The organism is Cytobacillus sp. Bac17 (assembly GCF_024519925.1).
GTDB lineage: Bacteria > Bacillota > Bacilli > Bacillales > Cytobacillaceae > Cytobacillus > Cytobacillus pseudoceanisediminis.
This window is the reverse complement of sequence record NZ_JALJRC010000001.1, coordinates 220044-243318: the sequence shown is the minus strand read 5'-3', so window position 1 is coordinate 243318 and position 23275 is coordinate 220044. Positions and strand designations below refer to the sequence as shown.

Below are 23275 nucleotides of genomic sequence, written 5' to 3'. Positions count from 1 at the left end.
ACTTCCGATAATTTTTCTGTAAACGAAACGTGTTCTGGAGTGAGACTGCCTGATACAAATTTTATAAATCTTACCAACTCTACTTCAAGAAAAATATTAACGTCAAAACTGTAAATCATAAGAGGGATTTGGTATTTACCTAAGGAGTTGCTTGGCAACTCACTTTTTTATAGTACTTTGTGAAGTGTTTCACTTAAACTACCGGGTGCTTCCCTTAAAGAACTGGCTGCTAAAAAATACAGCCTTTTTCTTATTTGACTAAGGGCATTATCTTTTATGATACAGCTGATAAATTATGGTATAAATAACTTTTACCAGGAGAAACTACAAAATAAAAGAAGGTGGGTTTATTTTGTTAAGTAAAGTTGTACTTTGGACAATTTTAATTGCTCCATGGTTCACATTATTCTTTTTAAAGAGAGAAGATATTAAGCGTTTTATACCTGTTGCAATATTAGCTGCATTTCTAATGGTTCTCTATAACTTGATAGCTCACAATCAAAAACACTGGATAATTAAAGAATCAATTTTACCATGGTTAAAACCTTCCTTTGCTTCAGGTATACTTGGTGCTTTTTTAATTGTAACTATATGGATTTTTTACTTCACATATGGTAAGTTTTGGATTTACTTTGTGACTAATATTGTACTGGATTTTATGTTTGCAATTTTCCCTGTCCATTTTATCCTTCAGGAAAAATTAAAAATTTATCAATTACTCCTTGGGGTCGTCTTTGTATTTTCATCACACTATCAATTGTTATTTATGGTTACCATTATTGGCTCGAGGAAGTGTTTAAGTCCACTTATAAGGATTCTGGCAGCTTATAAACTATTCAAAACAAGGGAAAAGATTCAGCTGTCATTTCTGGCGGCTTTTTTTGTTCAACTAAAGGACAGATTTGAGAAAACGGTATTAAACAAAGGGGGTTCAATAGGGTTTTGCCTTATGGTTATAGGTTTCAATTATTAAGTGATGTCCCTTAACCGCTGCAATAGTAAAGAACTAATTTTCTAAAAGTGTAACTTCTGATTGAGGAACTAATTTTGTTTGGTAATCTTTCTAGATTTCACAGAAACCACTTTCATATATCCATAATACGGTATATGTGTCAGTTTTATAAACAACTTTGGCTCCTATACTAATGGTTATACCTCCTAGAATGCATGGTTAAGGGACAATTCTAAATTAGCATATTGTAGGATTTTATTTAAAGGGGAAATTTCCTCAACAAAAGAAAAAGCCCATTAAAGGGAAAAAAGGATGTGCTGAAAAAAACGATTATCATTAAGGAGTTAATAAATCTATAAGCTTGACTAAATTTATAGTTGATTGCTTATGAGCCTAATTATAAACATTGAAAAATTCCCTTATAGAGGGACCAGGTTGGAGCAAGCTTATCAGAGGAGCCGTATACATTGTATTTACTTTAAAGGAGATAGTGCTTTTGAAACAAAGGAGTAAGGGAATTCCTAGTTAAGGCGTTACACAGAGAAAAGAGTATAAATGATTGTAAAACAATAAAAGTGACCATGGTTAGCTAATTCTTATTACGATTTGTATTTTTATTTATTCGACGTATAAGATATTCAGTTTGCAATTGTCCTACTACTGCAGCAATAATAATATTCGCTATATTAAATATCGTTAGCCATTTAATTAGCATTCGGGTATCCTTAAACACAAAAATCATGCCTTTCGCTAAAGAGGTTGTATTACTTTTTTGTTCCCAGACATTTAAAAATTATAATGTTCCTGCAAAGTTCGAAGAAGTTGTATTAATAAGCATCTTGTTTCATTAATCTTTTCTTCCCGCTATATATACCAGGGTAGTAGCTATAGCCCAAGTAAAAAAAATTATTGTTGAAATAGCTAGTAAAAACCAGGGAGTGTTTAAAATATGTTGATCTATCCAATGAAGCATGATATCACCTCATGTGCTAAGAGAAAGGGCTGAAACTTATTCAATATCAAGGAGAATATACAAAGCCCTTACTCCAGATATTATTATGCCCAGTGCTTGTGAAAATATCTAATTTAAAATACAAAAACACCCGCAGATTTGCGGCTACCCTGTGAATTGATCTGTAGTATAGGTTCATAATTGAATGAGGATGCGAGTAAGGAGCAGGGCTTAAGCGAGTAAACTGGAAAGCTTGCCTTATCTTTACTCTTCATTTTTATCTTACCCAAAGAAAAGGGATTTAAGTATATCAGATGGTCTTATTGATGTTTCATCAAGTAACCAAACTTTGCACTAAGAAAAAGGACGTTTATCAATTAATTGTGTGTATGTTAAAGATCAGCTGCCAAATTTGGTGGCTGTTTATTATTTAACTAAAAAGGCAGGTTAGCATTCCTGTAGATCGTTATTTTTGAGCTTTGAAAAAAATAGGGCTCCTCAGTAAGATATGAGTAAGACACGACTCTAACTCAAACTTAGGAGGAACCCTTACTATGAAGTTTAAAATGCAGGACAAACAAAATCAACTAATAGAAAGAATTACTGAAAAACATCTTGTGGTTGGTGTGGATATTGCTCAACAATTTCACGTAGCCAGAGCAGTGAATTTCCGTGGGATTGTAGTAGGAGATCCAATCACTTTTCCAAACAACGAAGAGGGATTTTCGTCCCTGTTAATCTGGATTAATAGCATTAAAAGTTTACATAAACTTGAGGCTGCCATAGTTGGTATGGAACCTACCGGTCATTATTGGATTAATCTTTCTAAATGGCTGATGAAACAAGATATTGAGGTAGTGACAGTTAACCCTCATTTGGTGAAAAGAAATAAAGAAAACCGTGATAATACCCAATCAAAGAGTGATAAAAAAGACGCTCTTGTAATAGCAGATATGGTGAAGAACGGTTACTATTCCTTTGTAAGAGATACTTCTGAGTCGTTTGAAAAGCTCAGGGTACTTATGTCGAATCGGGATGTCATTGTTAAGAGGCTTGTAAGCTCGATTAATCAATTGAATCGCTGGGTGGATATTGTCTTCCCCGAGCTTAGACAAGTATTTAAAGACATCACTGCTAAAGGGGCCATCGCAACACTTCGGCTTTTCCCATCTCCGATGGAACTGGGTTCCATGAAGCCTGAAGAGATCGTGGCCGGGTGGAAGTTATTGATGAAGCGACAGCCTGGATTAAAGAAAGCCTATTTACTCCTCAATGTAGCCAGGAAATCAGTTGGTACAAGGCAAGCATTAGAAGCTTATAAATTTCATCTTGAACAATTACTCGAAGAGTATGACCTTGCGATTCAACAACTTGAAAGAGTTGAGCTGGCAATCAAGGATGAACTACCTAAAATTCCTTTCGCGAATAAGTTACTTATGATTAAGGGAATTAGTGAAATTTCGTTAGCTGGTATTTTAGGGGAAGCAGGAGATTTAAGTGGTTTTTCACACGGCAACTCTTTACTTCGCCATGCAGGACTCCATCTAGCCGAAGCCAGTTCAGGGAAGTGGAAAGGGCAAATTATCATTTCAAAGCGTGGAAGATCAAGGTTAAGACGTTTCCTCTATTTAGCTACTATGAGTCTGGTAATGAACAACCCGGAATTTAAAGCCCTCCACTCGAATAATGTTAAGCTCAAGAAAATGAAAAAAATGAAATCTATAATGAAGCTGATCGGGAAGTTAGCTAGGATCTTTGTAGGGATAGCGCGAAAAAACGAAGCTTATTGTGCCAAGAAGGTCCAGCCGTTAACTGAGTTGGCAGCGTAGTCCAATTCACTTTTTCTCGAAGAGAATCATTACCCCTTATATTTTTAAAGATCGAGTGTTGGCTTATTCGCAGGATTTCAAATATGTACGGAGTACCAGGTTTGTTCAACAAAAGGGCACTGACCCATCAGGTTAGCATAACTGGCCTCCACCCCTTGGATAGGCATGACGAAGGAATGAGAGGGCAATTGACCCGTTGAGACATGGGAGGGAAAGCCTCCAAGGGCTGGCGTGGAGAAGTACATCATATGGTAGAATTTGGAGTATAATCCTACTCCTCTATTTAACTATGTCTTCATGTAGCCATTTGTCCAGAATCTACTCTTTTCAATTTAGAAATATATATCCATGGAGGATGAAATCCTGCGAATAAGCGAGCATTCGTGAGTAAACCGTATTAAACTGAGGGAGTGAAAAAAGGGATTATTTTAAAGAGAGGAGAATTATTTATTCTTGATGGATAGAAAAAATTCAATTTAAAGGGGAATAGAATGAATATTAGACCATATAAAGAGACAGATAAAGCTTTTCTTGTAAGTCTTTCAACACGGTTTGCGAAATTCGACCTTATGGCCTGGCGTGATCCTCAAAAAATGGAAGAGGCACAATTAAAAATAGCTGAAGAATCTCTTAACGATCCTTCACTTTATACAGAGATTCTTTGTGGCAGAGGAAGAGACAGGGGATTTATTAGGTTTCATAGAAGTAAAACCACATAAAGATTTTTTAAGCGGTATAGAACAAGGAACCTTGTAGCCATTGCAGTTTCATCTAAAGGTGAAGGGAAGGGTATCGGTAAGAGCCTAATGGAGAAGGCAGTAGTTGGGCTCAGCAAAAAGGATATCATCAACTCTTCCTGATGTCTTTGCCAAGAATGATCGTGCGGTAAATTTCTATAGGCATTTAAACTATGAAACTGAAGTACTAAAATGGTAAAAGAGATTTAATGCCTTGTACTAAAGAATTTTATTTCCAGAAATCGGTGCTAAATACAGGCTTCCATTCCGGTCAGCTTTTTTTATAAAAACTATAGGGCAGGTTTGTGGAACAAGGAATTCTAATAATAATTGTGAAATAGTAATAATTAACAATGTTTCGTTTTGCTTTTATACTGTTTTTTTCAAGGTCAATTATTTCCTAAATAAGGAGGGGCTTTTTTGCAAATTTTTTTTAAATATAACTGGATGGTAAGAGAAGACTGGTATCGCTGGTGTGAAGAGTTAAGTGAAGAAGAACTCCAGCAAAACCGAACGGGTGGAATGGGAAGTATTTTGTATACACTTTTCCATATAGTTGATGTCGAATGGAGCTGGATACGGCTCTTACAAGGAAAAACCGACTTTCAAGAGAGTTTCGATGGTTATAAAAGTTTGAATAAGGTTCGAAAATTGGACGCTGAATTTCATTTAGAAGTAGAAAACTTTGTGAAAAATTGGGATGCCAGTATGGAAAATCGTTTATTTTACGATACCTTACCAGATGGAAGAATAGTGACGGATACCTGGGGTGAGATTATGCGTCATACTATTGCTCATGAAATTCACCATATAGGACAATTATCAATTTGGGCAAGGGATATTGGAATAAACCCTGTTTCTGCAAACCTTATTGGTCGGGGTCTTTCCTCTCATTCCTATAAATAGTGCAAATAGAAAGCAATATAGCCGGTTTCTGTATATTCTGGGTGTGATAATTTAATTTACTTATTCTGCTGCTTATTCGGTTTTATGTAGATTATGAGTTTGTTAAGAAAGTAGCGAGTCGTTGAGTTAGGAAGCATTAACCGCTATTTTTGTTGAATACCATATTGAACAAACTTTTTTTATTGAGGAATATGAAGAAGAATTGTTGATTTTTATCTTCGAAATTTAAATGATAAAAAAAGAGGTGCTTAATGGATAATTTGTATGATGATAAATATCATCTGCATTTAGGTTATTACCAGGATGATTGTGATTATGAGTCGATAGCATTTAAAAGAAAATCAGAGGATATATGGGATATATTCTTTGACTTTAAAGCGTATGGGATTAAAAATAATACCCCAGAAAACGAATTAACACTAAACTCATACGGAACGAGAATTTTTTCAATACGCAATAAAGAAATTGATTATGATAGTGGGGTATACCAGTTTAAGCAATGGTTATCCATTAATAAGATAATCTTAATTGTTGGTTAATGAAGAAGATGACTGCTGCTGCGTTTTTTGTTGTTCTTACGGGGCAGTTTTATGAAAGGGCGAGTTTTGCTTTTTTATCCGACATAAACCTTGTCAAAAGGGCTGTCATTTCGGTGCAGATTTTTTAAAAAAGTTCTAAACGGAACCCTTTACTCTAAGGATGGCGAAAAAGAAACCTCTACTCAAAAAATGAGAGCTAATCGAAATGAATAACGACGAAAAAGAAACCCCTTTTTAATAACGGATGTTAATCAGAAAGATAATTTTGCCAAGTCCACTCTAAACCAACATCCTTAGACGATCCGGCAAACCCCAGAACATCATTTCTTTCTCCCCAACCTTCCCTATGCTATCATTAACCAATAGTCTATTCTGGGAGGATTTATTTTTGAAAAAGGACTTATTTGAAAAAGCAGCAGAATTTATAAAAATGTTTTATAGTGAACAGAATAGAAGTCCTGCTGAACTAAGCAACAGACTAAGGGAAATCGAATATTCAATTGCAGAGCACGGAGTTTATGAACATACTTATGAAGAATTGGAATTTGGTGCCAAAGCTGCCTGGCGAAATAGCAATCGCTGTATAGGGAGACTGTTCTGGGATCATCTAAAGGTTTTGGATAAGCGGGAGGCGAAAGAAGCGGATGAAGTATTTTCTGCTCTGTTTGAACATATACAATTTGCCACTAACAATGGCAGGCTTCGTCCGGCCATCACCATCTTCTCTCCTGACACTTCCGAACAGAAAATCAGAATTTGGAACCATCAGCTAATCCGGTATGCTGGCTATGAGACTGCGGATGGGATTATTGGCGATCCCCACTCCATCCCTTTTACTAAACAATGCGTGAAATTGGGCTGGGAACCGAAGTACGGCAAATTTGATGTGCTGCCATTAGTTGTTCAAATGTACAATCAGCAGCCCCGATTAAGGGAAATACCTGAAGAGCTGATTCTCGAAGTCGCGATTGTGCATCCAGAATATAATTGGTTCAGTGACCTCGGCTTGAAATGGTACGCAGTCCCGATGATATCGGATATGAAGCTGGAAATTGGGGGCATTTCCTACAAAGCAGCTCCTTTTAATGGCTGGTATATGGGTACTGAAATCGGTGCGCGAAACCTGGCAGACGATTTTCGTTATGACGTGCTCCCGCAGATTGCCTCATTATTGGGGCTGGATACCAGGTCGCATTCTTCGCTTTGGAAGGATCGGGCACTGGTGGAATTGAATGCAGCTGTATTGCATTCATTTAAAAAAGAAGGTGTCAGCATAGTAGACCATCATACTGCTGCACAGCAGTTCAAAAAATTTGAAGAAAACGAAAAGGGCCAGGGAAGGGATCTGACCGGTGACTGGACCTGGCTGATCCCGCCCGTATCCCCTGCAGCTACACACATTTTTCATAAACAGTATATTAATGAAGTAAAAACGCCTAATTACTTCTATCAGGATACTCCTTATCAAAAATGAAGGCCGGCATCGATCATGCTGGCTTTCTGCATTGGTTAATTCATCTCTTCATCACTGGTTCTCCGGTCTGTCTTCTCAGGAGGAATCTTGGAAAGCTGGTCCATAGGCTCCATCATAGATTCAAGAAGACTTCCTTTAACTTGATTCTGTTCATCCATATTATCCGGCTGAATAGTATCGCGGTTGTCCATCACTTCACCTCATTTTACTAATTTTTCATAGAATTTACTTCCCGCTTAATGATTATTCCAAAAACCGAGAAGTCATAGGTTAATTTCCCTGCCAATGGAAATAATGGAAGCTAAAAGATCTTTTGGAGAAAACGTATGACAAATATATTATTGATTGCAACTCTGGCTATGATTTTTATATTATTTATCTTTTTAATTTTAATGCTGATCGGCTGGCGCTGGATCATGAAGCGGCTCGTTAAGCAGGCAGGGAAAATAATTATGACAGACAGCTACCAGGAAAATCTCATTGAGCTGATCCCTGGTTTCAAGCATATGGGCATTCAAAATGCACTTGAAAATAACCTGCGAGCCGAAACGGGTGATGTCCTGCACCGCCCATTTGGCTCTTCGAAAAAATGGCCTCATTTCGATGAGATTACCTTTATTCCTGCACAGACTTCGCCCTTTCCTATTGACGGGGATGAAGATGTTGATGTGAAGGTGACAATCGGGCCAAAAGCGAAAAAACCAATGAAAATCAAAATCCCCCTGATGATTAGTGGAATGGCCTATGGAATAGCATTGAGTGAGCAAGTGAAAATTGCGCTGGCAACAGCTGCCAAGAATACAGGTACGGCTGTCAATTCCGGTGAAGGAGGAATCCTTCCCGAAGAGCTTGAAAGTGCAGGAAAGTATATCCTTCAGTTCTCGAAAACCGAATGGGGGAAGGAAGAAAAAACCATCAAACGTGCCGACATGATTGAAATTAAGCTGGGGCAGGGAGCTGTAATGGGGATGGGAGGAAACATATCTCCTGAAAATTTAACCGGCCGTGCAAGGGAAGTAATGGGATTAAAGGAAAATGAAACTGCGCATATAATGGAACACTTTTTTGATAAACAGACATTGAAGGATTTAAAGGAACTGGTGGATGAACTCCGCAGTATGACCGGAGGTGTTCCAATTGGTGCAAAAATAGGGGCAGGAGGAAAAATAGAAGAAGACATTGACCATTTAATCGAAATGGGCGTTGATTTTATAGCAGTGGATGGGGGCCAGGGAGCATCTGTCGGTGCGCCGCCTTTATTGTCAGATGATTTTGGGATTCCAACTTTACATGCTCTCATCCGTGCATCCAATCACCTTGAAAAACGAAAAAAGAAGGGGGAAATCAGCTTAATTGTATCAGGCGGCCTCTTCACACCAGGACACTTTTTAAAAGTCCTCGCTCTTGGCGCTGATGCTGTCTACCTTGGATCTGTTATGCTGTTTACTGTTTCCCATAAGCAGACTTTGAATTCGCTGCCTTTTGAACCGCCAACACAATCTGTCTGGAACGAAGGTAAATTCAAGGATACCTTTAAAATCGAAGATGGGACAAAATCTGCAGAAAAGTTTTTAACCGCGAGCACGGAGGAAATCAAAATGGCTTTGCGAGCCATGGGGAAAAAGACTTTAAAAGAACTGTCCAAGAAAGATCTTGTGTCCTATGATGAGATGACGGCAAAAATGATCGGGATTCCATTTTCCTTTGAACCTTGGGAAGACAAATCAAAGAAAACTGAATAACAGCCTGGCGCTTTTAGCCAGGCTGTTATTCATCAATATCTCTCTTAACTTTTGATTTCTGAGGGGGCTGAAACCGATGCGGATTCTGAGTTCTTAAATACACCGGCCTTAAAGGCTGAAACGGAAATCTGAGAAATGAATCTTTCAAGTCCCGGTATCTTGGCGGGTAAAACGGCTCCAAAAACGGTCTTCCGAGAGAGGTAAGCCTGATCATATGCGTCAGCAAGATGCAGGAACAGAACAACACACCTACAAAACCCCATAAATTGGCGAAAATTAAAAACGGAAATCTTAGAAATCGAATCGTATTATTCATCTTGTAAACAGGTGTTGTAAAAGAGGCAAGAGCTGCCAATGCGATAATGATTAACAAGACATTACTTGTCAGTCCTGCCTGTACAGATGCAGTTCCAATGACAATCCCTCCTACGATACCGATTGTCTGCCCGACTTTCGTGGGCAGTCTGGCTCCAGCTTCTCTTAAAAGCTCAATTACCAGTTCAAGCATTAAAGCTTCATAGAAAGGCGGCAGGGGAATATGCTGTCTTGAAGTCACCAGTGTACCTAACAAATCCGTGGGGATAAGCTCCATATGATATGTAAGCGTTGCAACATAAATGGACGTGATCTGTATGGAAAATATAACAGAAAAGGCCCGCAATATTCTTGCAAAAGAAGCGATAGTCCAATTTAAAAAATAATCTTCAAAGGAACTGAAGAATTCAGAAAACGTTGTAGGGGTAATCAGCACATGCGGTGACCCATCTATGGCGATCACGATTTTTCCTTCTGCAAGGACAGCGGCTGCCCTGTCCGGTCTTTCTGTATCCAGCAGCTGAGGGAAAGGAGAGTTCTTATTATCAGAAATGAGCTGTCCAATATAAGAACTGTCAGTGATTTCATCAAAATCGATATTTTCAATTCTTTCTTTAACCATGCTGACATAATCTGCATTCGTGATTCCCTCAATATAGAGAACGGCCACCACTGTTCTGGATATGCTTCCGATTATATATTCCTCAATGATCAGTTCAGAGACTGGCAGCCGTTTGCGGATTAAATTTAAATTATTGTTTAAAGACTCGACAAAAGCTTCCTTCGGTCCAATAACCGTTTGCTCGACTTCCGGATGCGTCAGCTCCCTTACATATGAACATTTAGCAGCCATAAAAGCCGCTTTTTGCTTTTCTGCTTCTACTGTAACCATCACATAGCCATTTAAAAGCAAATGTTCTACTTTTGAAAGATCCTCACAAATTTGTATGCTTGCCGATGGCAAAAGCTTTTTCAAATCATCGATCTTGTTGAACTCACCCTGAAGAAGCTGAGGAAGCAAACTCTTTGTGATCATTTTTTGGTCAGTCAGTGTTTTGAAATAAATAAAAGAAAAACAGAGACCTGTTTGCCTATTGCTATAATTTACCTTTTGGAAATCGTGAGATCGTGAAAAGGACTTTTCCAGCTCGACAAATTCATACTCGGATATATTCTTCTTCTTTTTTAACTCTTTTTTCATACACAAATCACCAGTTTGTTTCGGCATTATGTGTAGTGTTACCGTTTTTGGAAGGATTATGAATGAATAGACGGGGATAGCTAAAAAAAGCCTTCCTGAAGAAGGAGGAAGGCTTTTTTAATTACACGGGTTCTTCTTCCGGCTGTTTAAAACAGGCAGAAACAAGCATTTCAAGATTCTCAAATTCTTTAGCATCCAAAAAGGAAATGCAGCTGCGCAACGTATTCAGTGCGCTATCAATGAGAAATTTTCTTGGCTTTTTCGAATGAACCATTTCTTCCTGAATAAAGTCCAGAAGATCCATGCAATCGTTCTGAGATTCCTGCTGTATGGACTTTTTTAAAGTCAAAATGGATTTGCAAAGAATATGCACATTTCTATGATCTGTCTGCTTAAATCTGTTTTCAATCAGTTCAGGCTTCAGCAGGTATTCATCGGCAGAACTGACCTCTTCAACGACCTTCCTGATTCTTTCTACACTATAACGGACCACAGGATTAATGCTTGAAGAGAACTCAAAGAATTTTGTATAGTATTTTACGTTATGATGGAGGATTCCAAGGAACATCACAGCGCAGTCCAGCAAATAGGGTTTCTTGTCTTCACCAAAAATTTCAATAAACCGGTTGAAAATCCAATCCACCATTCTAAGCTGGCCTTCTTTAATGAACTGCTTGAGTTCAGGATCATTTGAAACAAGCACTTCTTCAAAAAGGGCAACCAATTTATTCGTCCGATTCATATTCATTTGTAATTCTATCTGCTGTGTGAATACTTCTAAGCTGCTTGGATCCTGGCCAATAAGGAGCTTATTGCGTTCATCTTCCATTTTTTTATGCAATGTTTTAAAAATGGACATAAGCAGCTCATTTTTAGAGGAAAAATAATTATAGAAGGTTCCTTTAGAAATCCCGCTGTATTCTAAAATATCCTGAATGGAGGTAGCTTGAAACCCTTTATCCAGGAATAATTGATGTGCTTTTTCTATTACATGCAGTTTCCTGTCATTCATTTATTATCACCTGTCATTTTATTTGAACTGTGTGTATAATTTAATAGTACATCATTCTAAGACTTTTCACAAACCCTCTATTTAACAAGGATTTTTTTGTTGCAAAAATTGTACTCATGGTATATTATATGGTTTGTGTGTAACGCAAGTATAAAAGAATGAACTGATAGTACAGGAGGAAAAATGCAAATGGAACAAGCAATAAATAAAAAAACAGATCGACCGCCCTATGGGATTCTGGCTGTTTTAATGATTGGGGCATTTATTGCCTTTTTGAATAATACATTGTTAAATATTGCCTTGCCATCTATTATGGCAGATTTAGAAATTGAAGCGGCAACAGTGCAGTGGCTGACTACCGGCTTTATGCTGGTAAATGGTATTTTGATCCCGGCTACTGCCTTTTTAATTGAAAAATATACAGTCCGCAGGTTATTTATTGTGGCAATGGGGCTATTTACAATTGGTACGCTTGTAGCGGGTGTTGCTCATGCATTCCCGGTATTGCTGGCAGGCAGAATGCTGCAGGCATCAGGATCGGCAATCATGATGCCTTTGTTAATGAATGTTATGCTGATCAGCTTTCCGGTGGAAAAACGCGGAGCAGCCATGGGTGTATTTGGCCTGATCTTAATGTTTGCCCCTGCTATTGGGCCTACTCTTTCCGGATGGATTATTGAACATTATGATTGGAGAATGCTATTCCACTTCCTTTCACCAATTGCCGGTGTCATACTAGTGCTTGGTGCCGTCATGCTAAAAGACAAAAAGGAAAAAGTGAATATTCGTCTGGACCTGTTTTCCCTAATTCTATCAAGTGTAGGGTTTGGCGGAATACTTTATGGATTCAGTTCTGCAGGGAACAAAGGCTGGGATAGCCCTCATGTATATTTGACAATTGCTGTAGGTGTCATCAGCTTAGTATGGTTTATCCTAAAACAATCAAAATCTGATCGTCCAATGCTCAACTTTGGGGTATATAAGTATCCGATGTTTGCCTTGTCATCAGCCATCAGCATGACCGTAAATATGGCGCTGTTCTCCGGGATGATTCTGATTCCGATTTATGTTCAGACACTAAGGGGAATTTCACCGCTGGATGCAGGATTGATGATGCTTCCAGGTGCCATTGTTATGGCCGTGATGTCGCCATTAACAGGAAAGCTGTTCGATAAAATCGGCGGCCGGATACTGGCGATCATTGGGTTAGCCATTACAGTGGGAACTACTTATGCATTCAGCAGGCTGACTCTGGAAACAACTTATACACAGCTGATAATTCTGAACTCAATCAGGATGTTTGGGATGTCCATGGTCATGATGCCAGTTTCTACGAATGGCTTGAACCAGCTGCCAAGAAGACTTTATCCTCATGGAACAGCAATGAACAACACGCTGAACCAGGTGGCAGGAGCCATTGGTACAGCCTTATTGGTAACAGTTATGTCAACAAGGACGGAAACGCATGCTGCTGAAATCGCGAAAGAAGCGATGAAAGGCGGGGCTATGGCTAATGGCGGCCAAATGACTGAAGCCGCTGTGGCGGAAATGCAGCAGCAAGTTTTAATGAAAGCCATGCTTGAGGGAATCAACGATGCTTTCTTCGTAGCAACCTTCATCGCAGCAGCTGCACTGGTTCTGGCCTTCTTCATTAAACGTGCAATACCAATGGAAGACTCGGTTGAAGAGCCAAAGCAGGAGAATATGGTGCCTAAATTAGCAAAAAATTAGTTAGAAGAGGGTATCTTGGATTCCCTCTTTTTTATGGTTATATGAAAAAGCCTGCTATGCATTCTGAGCATTAGCAGGCTTTCTTATTATCTATTTTTTCCAACTAATTTGATTGATTGATGTCCGCTGTGAGGGTGAGGTGAAAAAAGAATATGATCCAGATACAGAGCTTCCAGCTTTCGGTCACTTAAATTGAACAAGCTATGATTATGCTGGAATTTAGATAGAGATAATAATTTGCTGATTAACGTTTCTCTGTTTAATGGCATGTAATGAACCCTCCCTTTTGTTAGTTTTATTTTAATTCATATTTATCCGATTAGTCAAGTAGGGATTAAATTTGAGTTAAAAAAATATGATAATAAAACACCCTTACTATTTTTAAATTTAAAAAATTCAGAAAAGTGTAGACGTTTATTACTGGATCCAGTATCCTAATAATAGATAGTAAAATTATACATATGGGAGGAGGGGTAGGAATTAAAACCCTTACAGCTGCCAGTGATATTTTAAAAGAAATTGAGAATCTTTCAAGTGATGAAGTAGATCAAGTCTTTCATGTTATAAGGGCACTTAAAGGATCAAAAAAGGAACTGCATTATACAGGGAGACTTTTAGGGATCGGTTTTGAAGAAAATGAAGAAATGAGCATGGAATTGGGTATGCAAAATGCCAATACATATGATGTTGCCCAAGGAGGAGCTCTCTATACATTGGCAGATGTATCTATTGGTTTCCACATAATGACCCAGATACCACAAGATTCCGAAGTCTACAACTTGGAATTGAAAATGAATTATATAAAGCCTGGCAAAGGAGCAAAGTTGTATGCCAAACCTGCAATAGTACATCTTGGCAGAAGTACTGTTGTTTCAGAGTGCAAAATTCTGGATGAAAAAGGGCAGACAGTGGCAATTGCATTGGGGACATTTTTTTTAAAACATAAGGAGGAGGATTTAAAATGAGTGTAAAATTTGATGACGGATTACAAGTAAGGCGTGAAGTTTTAGGGGCTGAATATGTTGATAACTCAATTAAAAACGCTACCAGTTTTACCAAGCCTCTTCAGGAATTAGTTACGGAATATTGCTGGGGAGAAATTTGGACTAGAGAAGGGCTTCCTAAAAAGACGAGAAGCATGATTAATTTAGCTATGCTGACAGCTTTAAACCGTCCGCACGAATTAAAGCTTCACCTGCGCGGTGCAATCAATAATGGGGTTACAAAAGAAGAGATTCAGGAGATATTTTTACAGACTGCCATTTATTGCGGAGTACCGGCATCATTGGATAGCTTTAAAACTGCCCAAGAGATTTTTAGGGAAATGGGAATAGAAGAATAATAATCTGCTAGCCGTACTTACAGTTATGAAACACCATTCTGAAAGGTTAATTAGAAATGGTGTTTCATTATTTAATTAATTAGTTTTTAGATAATTAAGGTGTCGACAGCCGACAGGAAAATTTATTGGGGGTAAATATGAGCCAGAAACCTCTTGAGAAAGCACTTCCGTTTTACCTGTAAATTCAGCAAGAAATTAAAGAGCGAATTTGGCACGGAGAATATAAACCAGGAGACCGATTATTTGAAGCACAGCTTGCCAAGCAATTCTCTATCAGCCGCAGCCCTGTTAGAGAAGCGATTAGGACTTTAATTAATGAGGGCCTTCTGATTATGGATGAAAATTCTCAATTAACGGTATATAAGCCAACTTTAAAAGATGTCAGAGATATTTACGGCTGCAGGATTGCACTTGAATCTGCTGCTGTAGCTCTGGCAGCAGAGCGGGCAACAGAGGCGCAAATTGAAGAACTGAAAATAATCTTAGCTGGAACAGAAGCGGCAATCGAAAAAAATGATAAGGAAGAAATCGTAAAGTGGAACACACAATTTCATTTGAAAATCATTTTAATTAGTGATAATGAAAGGTTAAAAATACTAGTGGATGAACTTCATTCATTAATTTATTATTACAGGCTTTTAAATATTGAGGGAGATGAGCGAGGCACAATGTTTAAAGGAACATACCCAGGAGGATTTAAAACACCTGATATATCTTTTGGAGGGAAAAGAGGAGATTAAATGAGGATTGTGAATGCTGAGCTTTTAACTGAAAGCGTTGCCAAACTTTGCTGGGAAGCGTGCTACTATTTGCCCGATGATGTTCTGGCAGGGTTTAAACGAGCCGAAAAAACAGAGGCTTCACCTATTGGGAAGTCCATTCTTCAGCAGCTGATGGAGAATGCTGAAGAAGCTAAAACTAATCATATGCCTTATTGTCATGATACGGGAATGGCTGTTGTTTTTGTTGAGATCGGGCAAGATGTGCATATTATAGGCGGAAATTACTTAGATTGCATTCAAGAAGGAGTTCGGACTGGATACAGAGAAGGATATTTGCGCAAATCTGTTGTAGGAGATCCTTTGCTTCGGATAAACACAGGAGATAATACCCCAGCAGTCGTACATACCGAAATTGTACATGGGGATCAAATTAAGATTACTGTCCTGCCAAAGGGCGGAGGCAGTGAGAATATGAGCGCCATGAAATTTCTGCTTCCAGGAGAAGGTGTCGAAGGTGTTAAGAATTTTGTCCTTCAGACAATCAAAGATGCTGGAGGGAAGGCATGCCCGCCCGTTGTGGTCGGCGTGGGGATTGGAGGCAGTTTTGATAAAGTAACATCTCTTGCGAAACATGCTGTGCTAAGAGAGATTGGTGTTCACCACCCTGACCCTCATATTGCAGAGCTTGAAAAGGAATTACTGGAAGCCATTAATGATACAGGGATTGGACCGCAGGGACTTGGCGGGACGAGCACAGCATTATGGGTGCCTATTGAAACATTCGCATGCCATATTACAGCCTTGCCTGTGGCAGTTAATATTCAGTGCCATGCTGCAAGAAAGAAAACTATTGTTATTTAAATGAATGAAAGGAGGGATTCGATTGCCGGAATACAGGCTGCAAACACCTATAACCAAGGAAGATATAAAAAAATTAAAAATTGGCGATACTGTACTGCTTACAGGAACGATTTTCATGGCCAGAGACGCTGCGCATAAAAGAATGGTAGAGCTGCTTGAAAATAATAAGCCTTTGCCAGTGGAACTAAAAGGGGAAGTCATCTTTTATGCAGGTCCATGTCCTCCAAAGCCTGGTCAGGTAATAGGACCGGTGGCACCGACTACTGCATTTAGGATGGATCCATACGCACCCGCAATGTACGAATATGGGGTTGTCGGAACGATTGGCAAAGGGCCAAGGAGAGATATGGTGAAGGATGCCTGCAAGAAACATGGCGCAGTTTCTTTTGCAGCCATTGGTGGATTGTCAACCATTCTAAGCAGGAGAGTGAAAGCTGTCCAGGTGGTTGCATATGAAGACTTAGGACCAGAAGCGATAAGAAGATTAGAAGTTCAGGATTTCCCTTTGCTTGTAGCTTATGATTCAAACGGTGACGATTTATACCAGCAGGAGATTGCAAAGTATGAAAATTTCAAACAAAAAACAAATAAGGGAGCTGTGTGATGATGAAAAAATTTGAAGTTGCCGTAATACCGGGGGATGGAATTGGAAAAGAAGTAGTACCTGTATCTTTAAAGGTATTAGAAACAGTTGCAGAAGTTCACGGTGGAATAAAATTTGATTTTCAATCTTTCCCTTGGAGCAGTGATTATTATGTGGAACACGGAAAGATGATGCCAGATGATGGCTTAAAAATATTAAAAAACTTTGACTCTATTTTTCTTGGTGCCATCGGTAATCCAGCTTTAGTGCAAGACCACATTGCCTTATGGGGTCTGTTAATTAAGATTAGAAGGGAATTTGAACAATCTATTAATATTCGTCCTGCAAAGTATTTTAAAGGGTTAAAGTCGCCGCTAGTCAACCCTAATGATTTTGATTTAATTGTAGTCAGGGAAAACAGTGAGGGAGAGTATAGTGAGGTAGGCGGGAGAATTCATAAAGGTGATGATGAACTGGCCATCCAGAATGCTATTTTTACAAAAAAGGGAACAGAAAGAGCGATGCACTATGCCTTCGAACTAGCAAAGAAAAGAAGAGGCCATGTGACATCAGCTACCAAGTCTAATGGGATTTTTCATTCTATGCCATTCTGGGATGAAGTATTTAACGAAGTCAAGGAAGAGTATCAGGATGTACAGACTGCTTCTTATCATATTGATGCACTTGCTGCATTTTTTTTAACTCGTCCACAAATATTTGATGTCATTGTAGCCAGCAACCTATTTGGGGACATATTAACTGATATTGGAGGTGCAATTATGGGGAGTATTGGAATTGCTCCTGCAGCTAATATCAATCTTAACGGAAAGTATCCTTCCATGTTTGAGCCGGTACACGGCTCCGCACCTGATATAGTAGGAAAAGGAATTGCTAATCCAATTGGACAAATTTGGACCGCCAAAATGATGCTGGACCACTTTGGTGAAGAGGAATTAGGCAGTAAGCTTCTCGATATAATAGAGGACGTCACAAATGATGGTATAAAGACTCCTGATATTGGAGGGACTTCTTCAACAGAAGAGGTTGCAGACGAGATATGCAGACGGCTTAAAAAGGCGGTTTCAGTTTAACTCTTAATATCGTTGTAATAAAAGAATCCCAGTTTTTCAATCTGGGATTCTTTTTTATTGTAGGGTTTGTTATATTTACTGTTTATTTTCGCAACTGGCTTCAAGCTATAGTGGACGGTTCTTTGCGTTCCCCGTCGTCTTGATCTTGATTTGTCCACCTATAAGCCGTACTCATGATATTGAATAAGCTTCACGAGCGAAATCATTTTCAGGGATCGATTGCTTTCCGCTCCAAACAACAGGGTGAAAAAACAACAAGGGAATCCAGTCTTATTTTTAATAGTTTTGCAGGAAGGGATTTCTCCATGCTCTTTTTTTTCAAGGGAGACAGGGAGCCTGTTCTTGCAGTAATAATTAATAGACATGACTTTGAATTATTAAAAAACAACCGCTCCTTAACTGGTGCGGTTGCCCTTTGAATCTCACTATTAAAAAAGCAGTTTTATTTGCTTTCAGCATCCTCAATGATATCTTTGCCGATTTTTTCAGCCCACTCATTGTAAATTGGTTCAAGAGTCTTTTTGAATTCTTCAATTTCAGCATCAGAAAGCTCATTGATTTCAACTTGCCCATTGTCTTTTAATTTTGCCAAGGCATCGTCATTAAGCTTTTTAGCAGACTCTCTTGCCAGCTTTGTTCCTTCGTCAACACCTTTTTGTACAATTGCCTTTGTTTCATCATTTAAGCCTTCCCAGAATTTTGTATTAGTCAGCAAAGCATAGTCAACACGGGTATGCCCCATTATCGTCATATATTTTTGCACTTCATCAAACTTTTTGGATTCAATGTTACTGAAAGTGTTTTCCTGTCCATCAACTGTTCCCTGCTGAAGGGCAGTATATAATTCACCGAAAGGAATGGAAGCTGAACCAGCTCCTAATTCAGCATAGATCGCTTCAAGCAATTGTCCACCTTGAGTCCGAATCTTCATTCCATCTAAATCCCCTGGCTTCTTGATCGCCTTTTTATCATTAGTCATGTGCTTTGCGCCATTTGGCCACATGGCCATTCCAAGTACTCCATCTTTTTCAAGGCGCTTAAAAATTTCCTGCCCTTTTTCGCCATCCCAGAACGCATTTGCAGCTTCATCGCTTTCAAAAAGGAAAGGCATTGCAGGGATATTAAATCCAGGGTCATTCCCTACAAGCTTAGACATATCAGGCAAAATGAATTGAACATTGTTTGCAACAAGATTTTGATATTCATCCTTATCGCCAAATAAAGAGCTGTTAGGGTACACTTGTACTTTAATCTTGCCGTCTGACTCTTTTTCAATGACCTCTTTCATTTTTAGAGCACCTTGATGTTTTGGAGTATTTTCAGCTACAACGTGAGCAATTTTAATTGTTATCTCTTGAACTCCATCGCTTTCAGCACCGCTGCCTGAACCTTCAGTTTTCTCAGAATTGCCGCACGCCGCGAGGGTGAACATCATTACCAGAGCAAGAGCCCCCAGGAACAATTTCTTCATTTTCTTCATTTAGAATCCCCCTTTTTAATAAATAACTTGAGACAAATTTATTTATTTCTGTATGGTCAGCATCTTTGTCTAATGCATTGCTTGCTTCACTGAACTTTTGAAATACGATCTGTGGCAGTGATGTAGCAGCATCAGCATCTTTAAAAAGCTGATTTGCCATACCTATGTCTTTTTTTATCAATTCCAGAGAAAACCCTGAATTATAAGTTTCTGTCAAAATGAAACTTGGGAACTTGTATTCTGTTGAGCCGCTCCTGCCGGTACTTTGATTAATGACATTGACTGCCTTTTCAGGAACCACACCAAAATTCTCCAGCAATTGCACAGCCTCACAGGATGCTAAAAGATGGGTAGCTGATAAGTAATTATTAATTGATTTTATTAAGTGGCCGCTTCCGGATGGCCCAACTAATGTAATACTGGTGCCCATGGACTCAAGCAAGCGCTTACATTGTTCGAATTGTTCAGCTGATCCGCCGGCCATAATCGTCAATGTCCCATCAACTGCTTTTTTTACTCCGCCGCTTACAGGAGCATCAACAAAGCCTATATTATAGGGTTCCAGTTTACTGCTATTCTCTCTCGTATCAGCAGGATAAGAACTGCTCATATCAATAATTATGAGAGAATCCTGGTCTTTGGGCGTACTCGAAGATCGTGCGTCAATGATTTCTTCCACTACCTTATTAACGATAACAGAGGAAGGGAGCATTAAAACAACATACTTTACTTTATCAATCCAATCTTTTACACCCCCGGTTTTTCCACCCAATGCCTGGAGTTCAATTAATGCGTTTTCATTAACATCAGAGCCAAAAACATAGTATCCGTTCTTAAGGAGATTCATTGCCATTGGCAGACCCATTTTCCCTAGTCCGATAAAGCCAATATTTTCATTCAAATAAGAACATCTCCTTTAAGCCCCTTATGTAAAGAAGGAACCTTTTTTCTTCTTTGGTCAAGATCATTATTTTTCTGATTTTCATTGACTAAAGAGGATTTTTTTCTTAGTGCCAAAGTACTTTCTTTTAATACCACCTTTCGACCTCCTTTTTGGATTTTGGATACAAAACAAATATTACGAGGTGCTAATACAGGATGATAAAAATAGTATAACAAATCAGTAGAATATTGTGAATACACAAAAAATAATAAAAAAATAAAATTTTCTGTTTATTTTTATTTCTGTTTCTTGTATATTGAAAAAGAAACCAAGCAAGGATTGGATACAATCCGAAAAAGGAGTTGATTGTATGAAGCTCTTTAAATGGCTTGATCACATCGAAGAAGGCGCAGCTGGATTGCTATTTATTGGAGGAGTAGTTGTCAGTTTATATGGTGTTTTTACCAGATATGTGTTAAATGCGCCACAGGCATGGGTCACTGAGATTTTTGAATTTCTTCTCGTTTGGTCTATTTTTATTGGGTTTGGAATGGCTTTAAAAGACAATCGTCACATTCAGGTAGAGTTATTGTTTGATATGCTGCCAAAAGAATTAAAAAAGATCGTTGCCGGTATTAGTAATATTATAGGAGCGTGCTTCACCTTTTACCTAGCTTTTTCATCCCTTGAATTGATAACGCTTTCAAAAGAGCAGGGGATCACAACCATCGATGTCGGGATTCCAATTTGGATTACGTATTTGGTTCTGCCTGTTGGAATGAGTTTGCTTGGGGTTTACTTTATTGTGAAGGCTTATCGGGCATTTACAGGGGATAAACGTGAAATTACAGGAGAACTTGAAAACCTTTATGAAGAAATGCAGGAGTTAAATAAGAAAGAAACCGATCAGAAGGGAGTGGGAGCATGAGTCCGGTTCTAGTATTATTTTTGGTCTTTGCCATTCTTTGCCTCATTAGAGTTCCTATTGCGGTCAGCTTAGGGCTATCAAGTGTTGTAGCTCTGTCCATGATCGACTTTACCCTATATACTGTCATCCAAAAAATGTTTAACTCCTTAAATTCAGCAACACTAATGGCTATTCCAGGGTTTGTATTTGCTGGAATCATTATGTCAAAAGGCGGTATATCCTTTCATTTGATTGAAGCTCTAAAATCTTGGGTCGGCCATATTCGCGGAGGTCTTGCGGTTGTTACCATTCTTGCATGTATGATTTTTGCTGCAATTTCCGGTTCAAGTCCAGCTACAGCAGCAGCAATCGGGAGCATTATGATTCCTGGAATGGTAAAAGCAGGCTACAGCAAACGCTATGCTATGGGATTAGTTGCAGCAGCTGGGACACTTGGAATTCTGATTCCTCCTTCCATCCCATTAATCATCTACGCGTCTGTTGCAGAAGAATCTGTAGGTAAACTTTTTGCTGCAGGGATTATCCCGGGTTTATTGCTAGGCGGTATTTTACTTGTTTCTGCAATTGTTAACGCACGCATTAATAACTATGGTAAATTGCCGAAAGAGCCAATGCATGTACGCTTGAAAAAAACCTATAAGGCCATTTGGGGTTTTCTTCTTCCTGTTATTATTCTCGGAGGAATTTACTCTGGGATTGTTACCCCAACTGAAGCAGCATTTGTTTCATGTTTCTATGGAATCATTGTTTCAGTATTTATCTATAAAGAAATGTCATTCCCTAAATTCAGGGAAGTACTTAAGGAATCCATCAATATTACTTCGATGATCTTCCTTGTTATTGCGTCAGCCATGATCTTCGGAATGTTCTTGACGACGGAGCAAGTACCGCAAAGTTTCGCGGCATGGATTGAAGAAAGCACAACGAACAAATGGATCTTTATGATTGGTGTTAATTTAATGTTCTTCGTGCTGGGAATGTTCCTGGAAGCTGTTGCAATTATCTTAATCACCTTGCCAATCCTGCTTCCGGTTCTAGTGATGTTTGATATTAATATTATCCACTTTGCGATCATCATGACGATTAATATGGAGTTGGCAATGATTACGCCTCCAGTCGGTTTGAACCTTTTTGTTGTAAGCGGAATCACAAGGGAAAAAGTAGGGGAAGTAGTAAGGGGAGTCCTGCCTTTCTTCGCACTTATGGTGTTGGCCCTTATATTAATTGTTATTTTCCCGCAGATTTCACTGTTATTAGCTAAATAATTCTTGGCAGTTTTTATAGTGCTTAAGGAGTTTTTAAATGAATCAGGTAAAAGAGTTTCATACATTACAAGAAAAAGTTACAGATATGATTAGGGAATCTATTTTCAACCAGGTTTATAAACCGGGGGAAAGATTGATTCAAGATGAATTAGCTACAAGATTTGGGGTGAGCAGGATGCCTGTAAGAGAGGCTCTCCGCTGTCTCGAGAGGGAAGGACTAGTAGCCTTTCTCCCCCATAAAGGAGCCCAGGTAATTGGTTTTAGAAGAGAAGATATAGAAGAATTATATTATCTGAGGGCACTCCTGGAGGGCATCACTGTTCAAAAATCGATGAATTTTCTTACTAAAGAGGATAAGGCTGAGCTGCACACCTTGGTTGAAAAAATGGACCAGGATATTGGCAACAATGATATGGATTCCTTTATCACCCATAACCATCAATTTCACTTACTTCTGCAAAAAGGATGCAACTGGAAAAAAATCAAATTGCTGACAAAGGAATTTATTGAGGGATATCCGGCTCATGTTCCAAGCCTTATACCAAAAACAATGTTCGTCTCAAATGAAGAGCATAAACAGATGCTAAGAGCACTAGAAATAATGGATCCAATTATGCTAAGGCAGCTCGTTGAAAATCACATTATGAGAGCAGGGAACGAGCTTACTCAAGTAATTGAGTAAGCTGCCTCTTAATTAAGATCGGATCCAATATCCATTAAGGAGGAGCAT

24 protein-coding genes and 1 pseudogene are annotated in these 23275 nt (G+C 38.8%); 18 read left to right on the top strand and 7 right to left on the bottom strand.

What is annotated here, in order from left to right; genetic code table 11:
• Nucleotides 1-352 precede the first annotated feature (352 nt).
• From NR125_RS01220 to NR125_RS01195, 6 genes are all read left to right on the top strand, one after another.
• Nucleotides 353-973 (top strand): hypothetical protein, encoded by a 621-nt coding sequence (locus tag NR125_RS01220; protein ID WP_009330419.1) that lies wholly within the window; start codon nucleotides 353-355, stop codon nucleotides 971-973.
• Nucleotides 974-2458: 1485 nt separating this feature from the next.
• Nucleotides 2459-3733 carry an IS110 family RNA-guided transposase gene (locus NR125_RS01215; protein WP_009336805.1) on the top strand — a complete coding sequence of 425 codons (1275 nt, stop codon included), beginning with the start codon at nucleotides 2459-2461 and terminating at the stop codon, nucleotides 3731-3733.
• Between the two features lie 491 nt (nucleotides 3734-4224).
• Nucleotides 4225-4452, top strand: a complete 228-nt coding sequence (locus tag NR125_RS01210) for a hypothetical protein (RefSeq protein ID WP_009334893.1) — start codon at nucleotides 4225-4227, stop codon at nucleotides 4450-4452.
• Nucleotides 4453-4890: 438 nt separating this feature from the next.
• The gene (locus NR125_RS01205; protein ID WP_009334892.1) at nucleotides 4891-5376 is read left to right on the top strand and encodes a DinB family protein; all 486 of its coding nucleotides are present in this window, start codon (nucleotides 4891-4893) and stop codon (nucleotides 5374-5376) included.
• 251 nt (nucleotides 5377-5627) lie between these two features.
• Nucleotides 5628-5915, top strand: coding sequence for a DUF3986 family protein (locus tag NR125_RS01200; protein WP_009334891.1), 288 nt, complete (start codon nucleotides 5628-5630; stop codon nucleotides 5913-5915).
• A gap of 388 nt (nucleotides 5916-6303) precedes the next feature.
• Complete coding sequence (locus tag NR125_RS01195) at nucleotides 6304-7389, top strand: nitric oxide synthase oxygenase (protein WP_009334890.1); 1086 nt, start codon at nucleotides 6304-6306, stop codon at nucleotides 7387-7389.
• A gap of 35 nt (nucleotides 7390-7424) precedes the next feature.
• Here NR125_RS01195 and NR125_RS01190 read toward each other — a convergent pair whose 3' ends face one another.
• On the bottom strand, nucleotides 7425-7580 hold the full coding sequence (locus NR125_RS01190) for a hypothetical protein (RefSeq protein ID WP_009334889.1): 156 nt from the start codon (nucleotides 7578-7580) through the stop codon (nucleotides 7425-7427).
• A 135-nt stretch (nucleotides 7581-7715) separates the two neighbouring features.
• Here NR125_RS01190 and NR125_RS01185 point away from each other — a divergent pair, with 135 nt between their 5' ends.
• Nucleotides 7716-9131 (top strand): FMN-binding glutamate synthase family protein, encoded by a 1416-nt coding sequence (locus tag NR125_RS01185; RefSeq protein WP_009334888.1) that lies wholly within the window; start codon nucleotides 7716-7718, stop codon nucleotides 9129-9131.
• Between the two features lie 25 nt (nucleotides 9132-9156).
• Here NR125_RS01185 and NR125_RS01180 read toward each other — a convergent pair whose 3' ends face one another.
• Nucleotides 9157-10647, bottom strand: a complete 1491-nt coding sequence (locus NR125_RS01180; protein WP_009334887.1) for a spore germination protein — start codon at nucleotides 10645-10647, stop codon at nucleotides 9157-9159.
• Between the two features lie 121 nt (nucleotides 10648-10768).
• Nucleotides 10769-11659: a TetR/AcrR family transcriptional regulator gene (locus NR125_RS01175; protein ID WP_009334886.1), complete on the bottom strand. Its 891-nt coding sequence runs from the start codon at nucleotides 11657-11659 to the stop codon at nucleotides 10769-10771.
• A gap of 189 nt (nucleotides 11660-11848) precedes the next feature.
• On the opposite strand from NR125_RS01175, the gene NR125_RS01170 reads away from it, so the two are divergent.
• Complete coding sequence (locus NR125_RS01170) at nucleotides 11849-13390, top strand: DHA2 family efflux MFS transporter permease subunit (RefSeq protein WP_034297134.1); 1542 nt, start codon at nucleotides 11849-11851, stop codon at nucleotides 13388-13390.
• Nucleotides 13391-13476: 86 nt separating this feature from the next.
• On the opposite strand, the gene NR125_RS01165 is transcribed toward NR125_RS01170, so the two are convergent.
• Nucleotides 13477-13659 carry a hypothetical protein gene (locus tag NR125_RS01165; protein WP_009334884.1) on the bottom strand — a complete coding sequence of 61 codons (183 nt, stop codon included), beginning with the start codon at nucleotides 13657-13659 and terminating at the stop codon, nucleotides 13477-13479.
• 192 nt (nucleotides 13660-13851) lie between these two features.
• Here NR125_RS01165 and NR125_RS01160 point away from each other — a divergent pair, with 192 nt between their 5' ends.
• From NR125_RS01160 to NR125_RS01135, 7 genes and pseudogenes are all read left to right on the top strand, one after another.
• Nucleotides 13852-14355: a PaaI family thioesterase gene (locus tag NR125_RS01160; protein ID WP_009334883.1), complete on the top strand. Its 504-nt coding sequence runs from the start codon at nucleotides 13852-13854 to the stop codon at nucleotides 14353-14355.
• Nucleotides 14352-14732, top strand: a complete 381-nt coding sequence (gene pcaC / locus NR125_RS01155; RefSeq protein WP_009334882.1) for a 4-carboxymuconolactone decarboxylase — start codon at nucleotides 14352-14354, stop codon at nucleotides 14730-14732. Before NR125_RS01160 ends, pcaC begins: the two co-directional genes overlap by 4 nt.
• Nucleotides 14733-14914: 182 nt before the next feature.
• Nucleotides 14915-15058 (top strand): annotated as a pseudogene (locus NR125_RS29860) (winged helix-turn-helix domain-containing protein); the annotation flags it as partial.
• 6 nt (nucleotides 15059-15064) lie between these two features.
• Nucleotides 15065-15472, top strand: coding sequence for an FCD domain-containing protein (locus NR125_RS01150; protein ID WP_009334881.1), 408 nt, complete (start codon nucleotides 15065-15067; stop codon nucleotides 15470-15472).
• Nucleotides 15473-16315 carry a fumarate hydratase gene (locus NR125_RS01145; protein WP_256814648.1) on the top strand — a complete coding sequence of 281 codons (843 nt, stop codon included), beginning with the start codon at nucleotides 15473-15475 and terminating at the stop codon, nucleotides 16313-16315.
• A gap of 22 nt (nucleotides 16316-16337) precedes the next feature.
• Entirely contained in the window at nucleotides 16338-16919 is a 582-nt protein-coding gene (locus NR125_RS01140; RefSeq protein ID WP_175502187.1) for a FumA C-terminus/TtdB family hydratase beta subunit, read from the top strand.
• 2 nt (nucleotides 16920-16921) lie between these two features.
• Nucleotides 16922-17989, top strand: coding sequence for a tartrate dehydrogenase (locus NR125_RS01135; RefSeq protein WP_034297205.1), 1068 nt, complete (start codon nucleotides 16922-16924; stop codon nucleotides 17987-17989).
• A gap of 442 nt (nucleotides 17990-18431) precedes the next feature.
• Here NR125_RS01135 and NR125_RS01130 read toward each other — a convergent pair whose 3' ends face one another.
• From NR125_RS01130 to NR125_RS01120, 3 genes are read right to left on the bottom strand one after another with little or no spacing between them, the layout of a single operon-like run.
• The gene (locus NR125_RS01130) at nucleotides 18432-19469 is read right to left on the bottom strand and encodes a DctP family TRAP transporter solute-binding subunit (protein ID WP_009334876.1); all 1038 of its coding nucleotides are present in this window, start codon (nucleotides 19467-19469) and stop codon (nucleotides 18432-18434) included.
• Nucleotides 19390-20370 (bottom strand): NAD(P)-dependent oxidoreductase, encoded by a 981-nt coding sequence (locus NR125_RS01125; protein ID WP_009334874.1) that lies wholly within the window; start codon nucleotides 20368-20370, stop codon nucleotides 19390-19392. The genes NR125_RS01130 and NR125_RS01125 overlap by 80 nt, the downstream gene beginning before the upstream one ends.
• Entirely contained in the window at nucleotides 20367-20507 is a 141-nt protein-coding gene (locus tag NR125_RS01120) for a hypothetical protein (protein ID WP_157380247.1), read from the bottom strand. Before NR125_RS01120 ends, NR125_RS01125 begins: the two co-directional genes overlap by 4 nt.
• Before the next feature lie 215 nt (nucleotides 20508-20722).
• On the opposite strand from NR125_RS01120, the gene NR125_RS01115 reads away from it, so the two are divergent.
• The 3 genes from NR125_RS01115 to NR125_RS01105 are packed head-to-tail and all read left to right on the top strand — an operon-like array spanning nucleotide 20723 to nucleotide 23227.
• Entirely contained in the window at nucleotides 20723-21280 is a 558-nt protein-coding gene (locus NR125_RS01115; RefSeq protein ID WP_009334872.1) for a TRAP transporter small permease, read from the top strand.
• A complete protein-coding gene (locus NR125_RS01110) occupies nucleotides 21277-22545 on the top strand; it encodes a TRAP transporter large permease (protein ID WP_009334871.1) in 1269 nt (422 codons plus the stop codon). The genes NR125_RS01115 and NR125_RS01110 overlap by 4 nt, the downstream gene beginning before the upstream one ends.
• Before the next feature lie 37 nt (nucleotides 22546-22582).
• Entirely contained in the window at nucleotides 22583-23227 is a 645-nt protein-coding gene (locus NR125_RS01105) for a GntR family transcriptional regulator (protein ID WP_009334869.1), read from the top strand.
• Nucleotides 23228-23275: the final 48 nt, after the last annotated feature.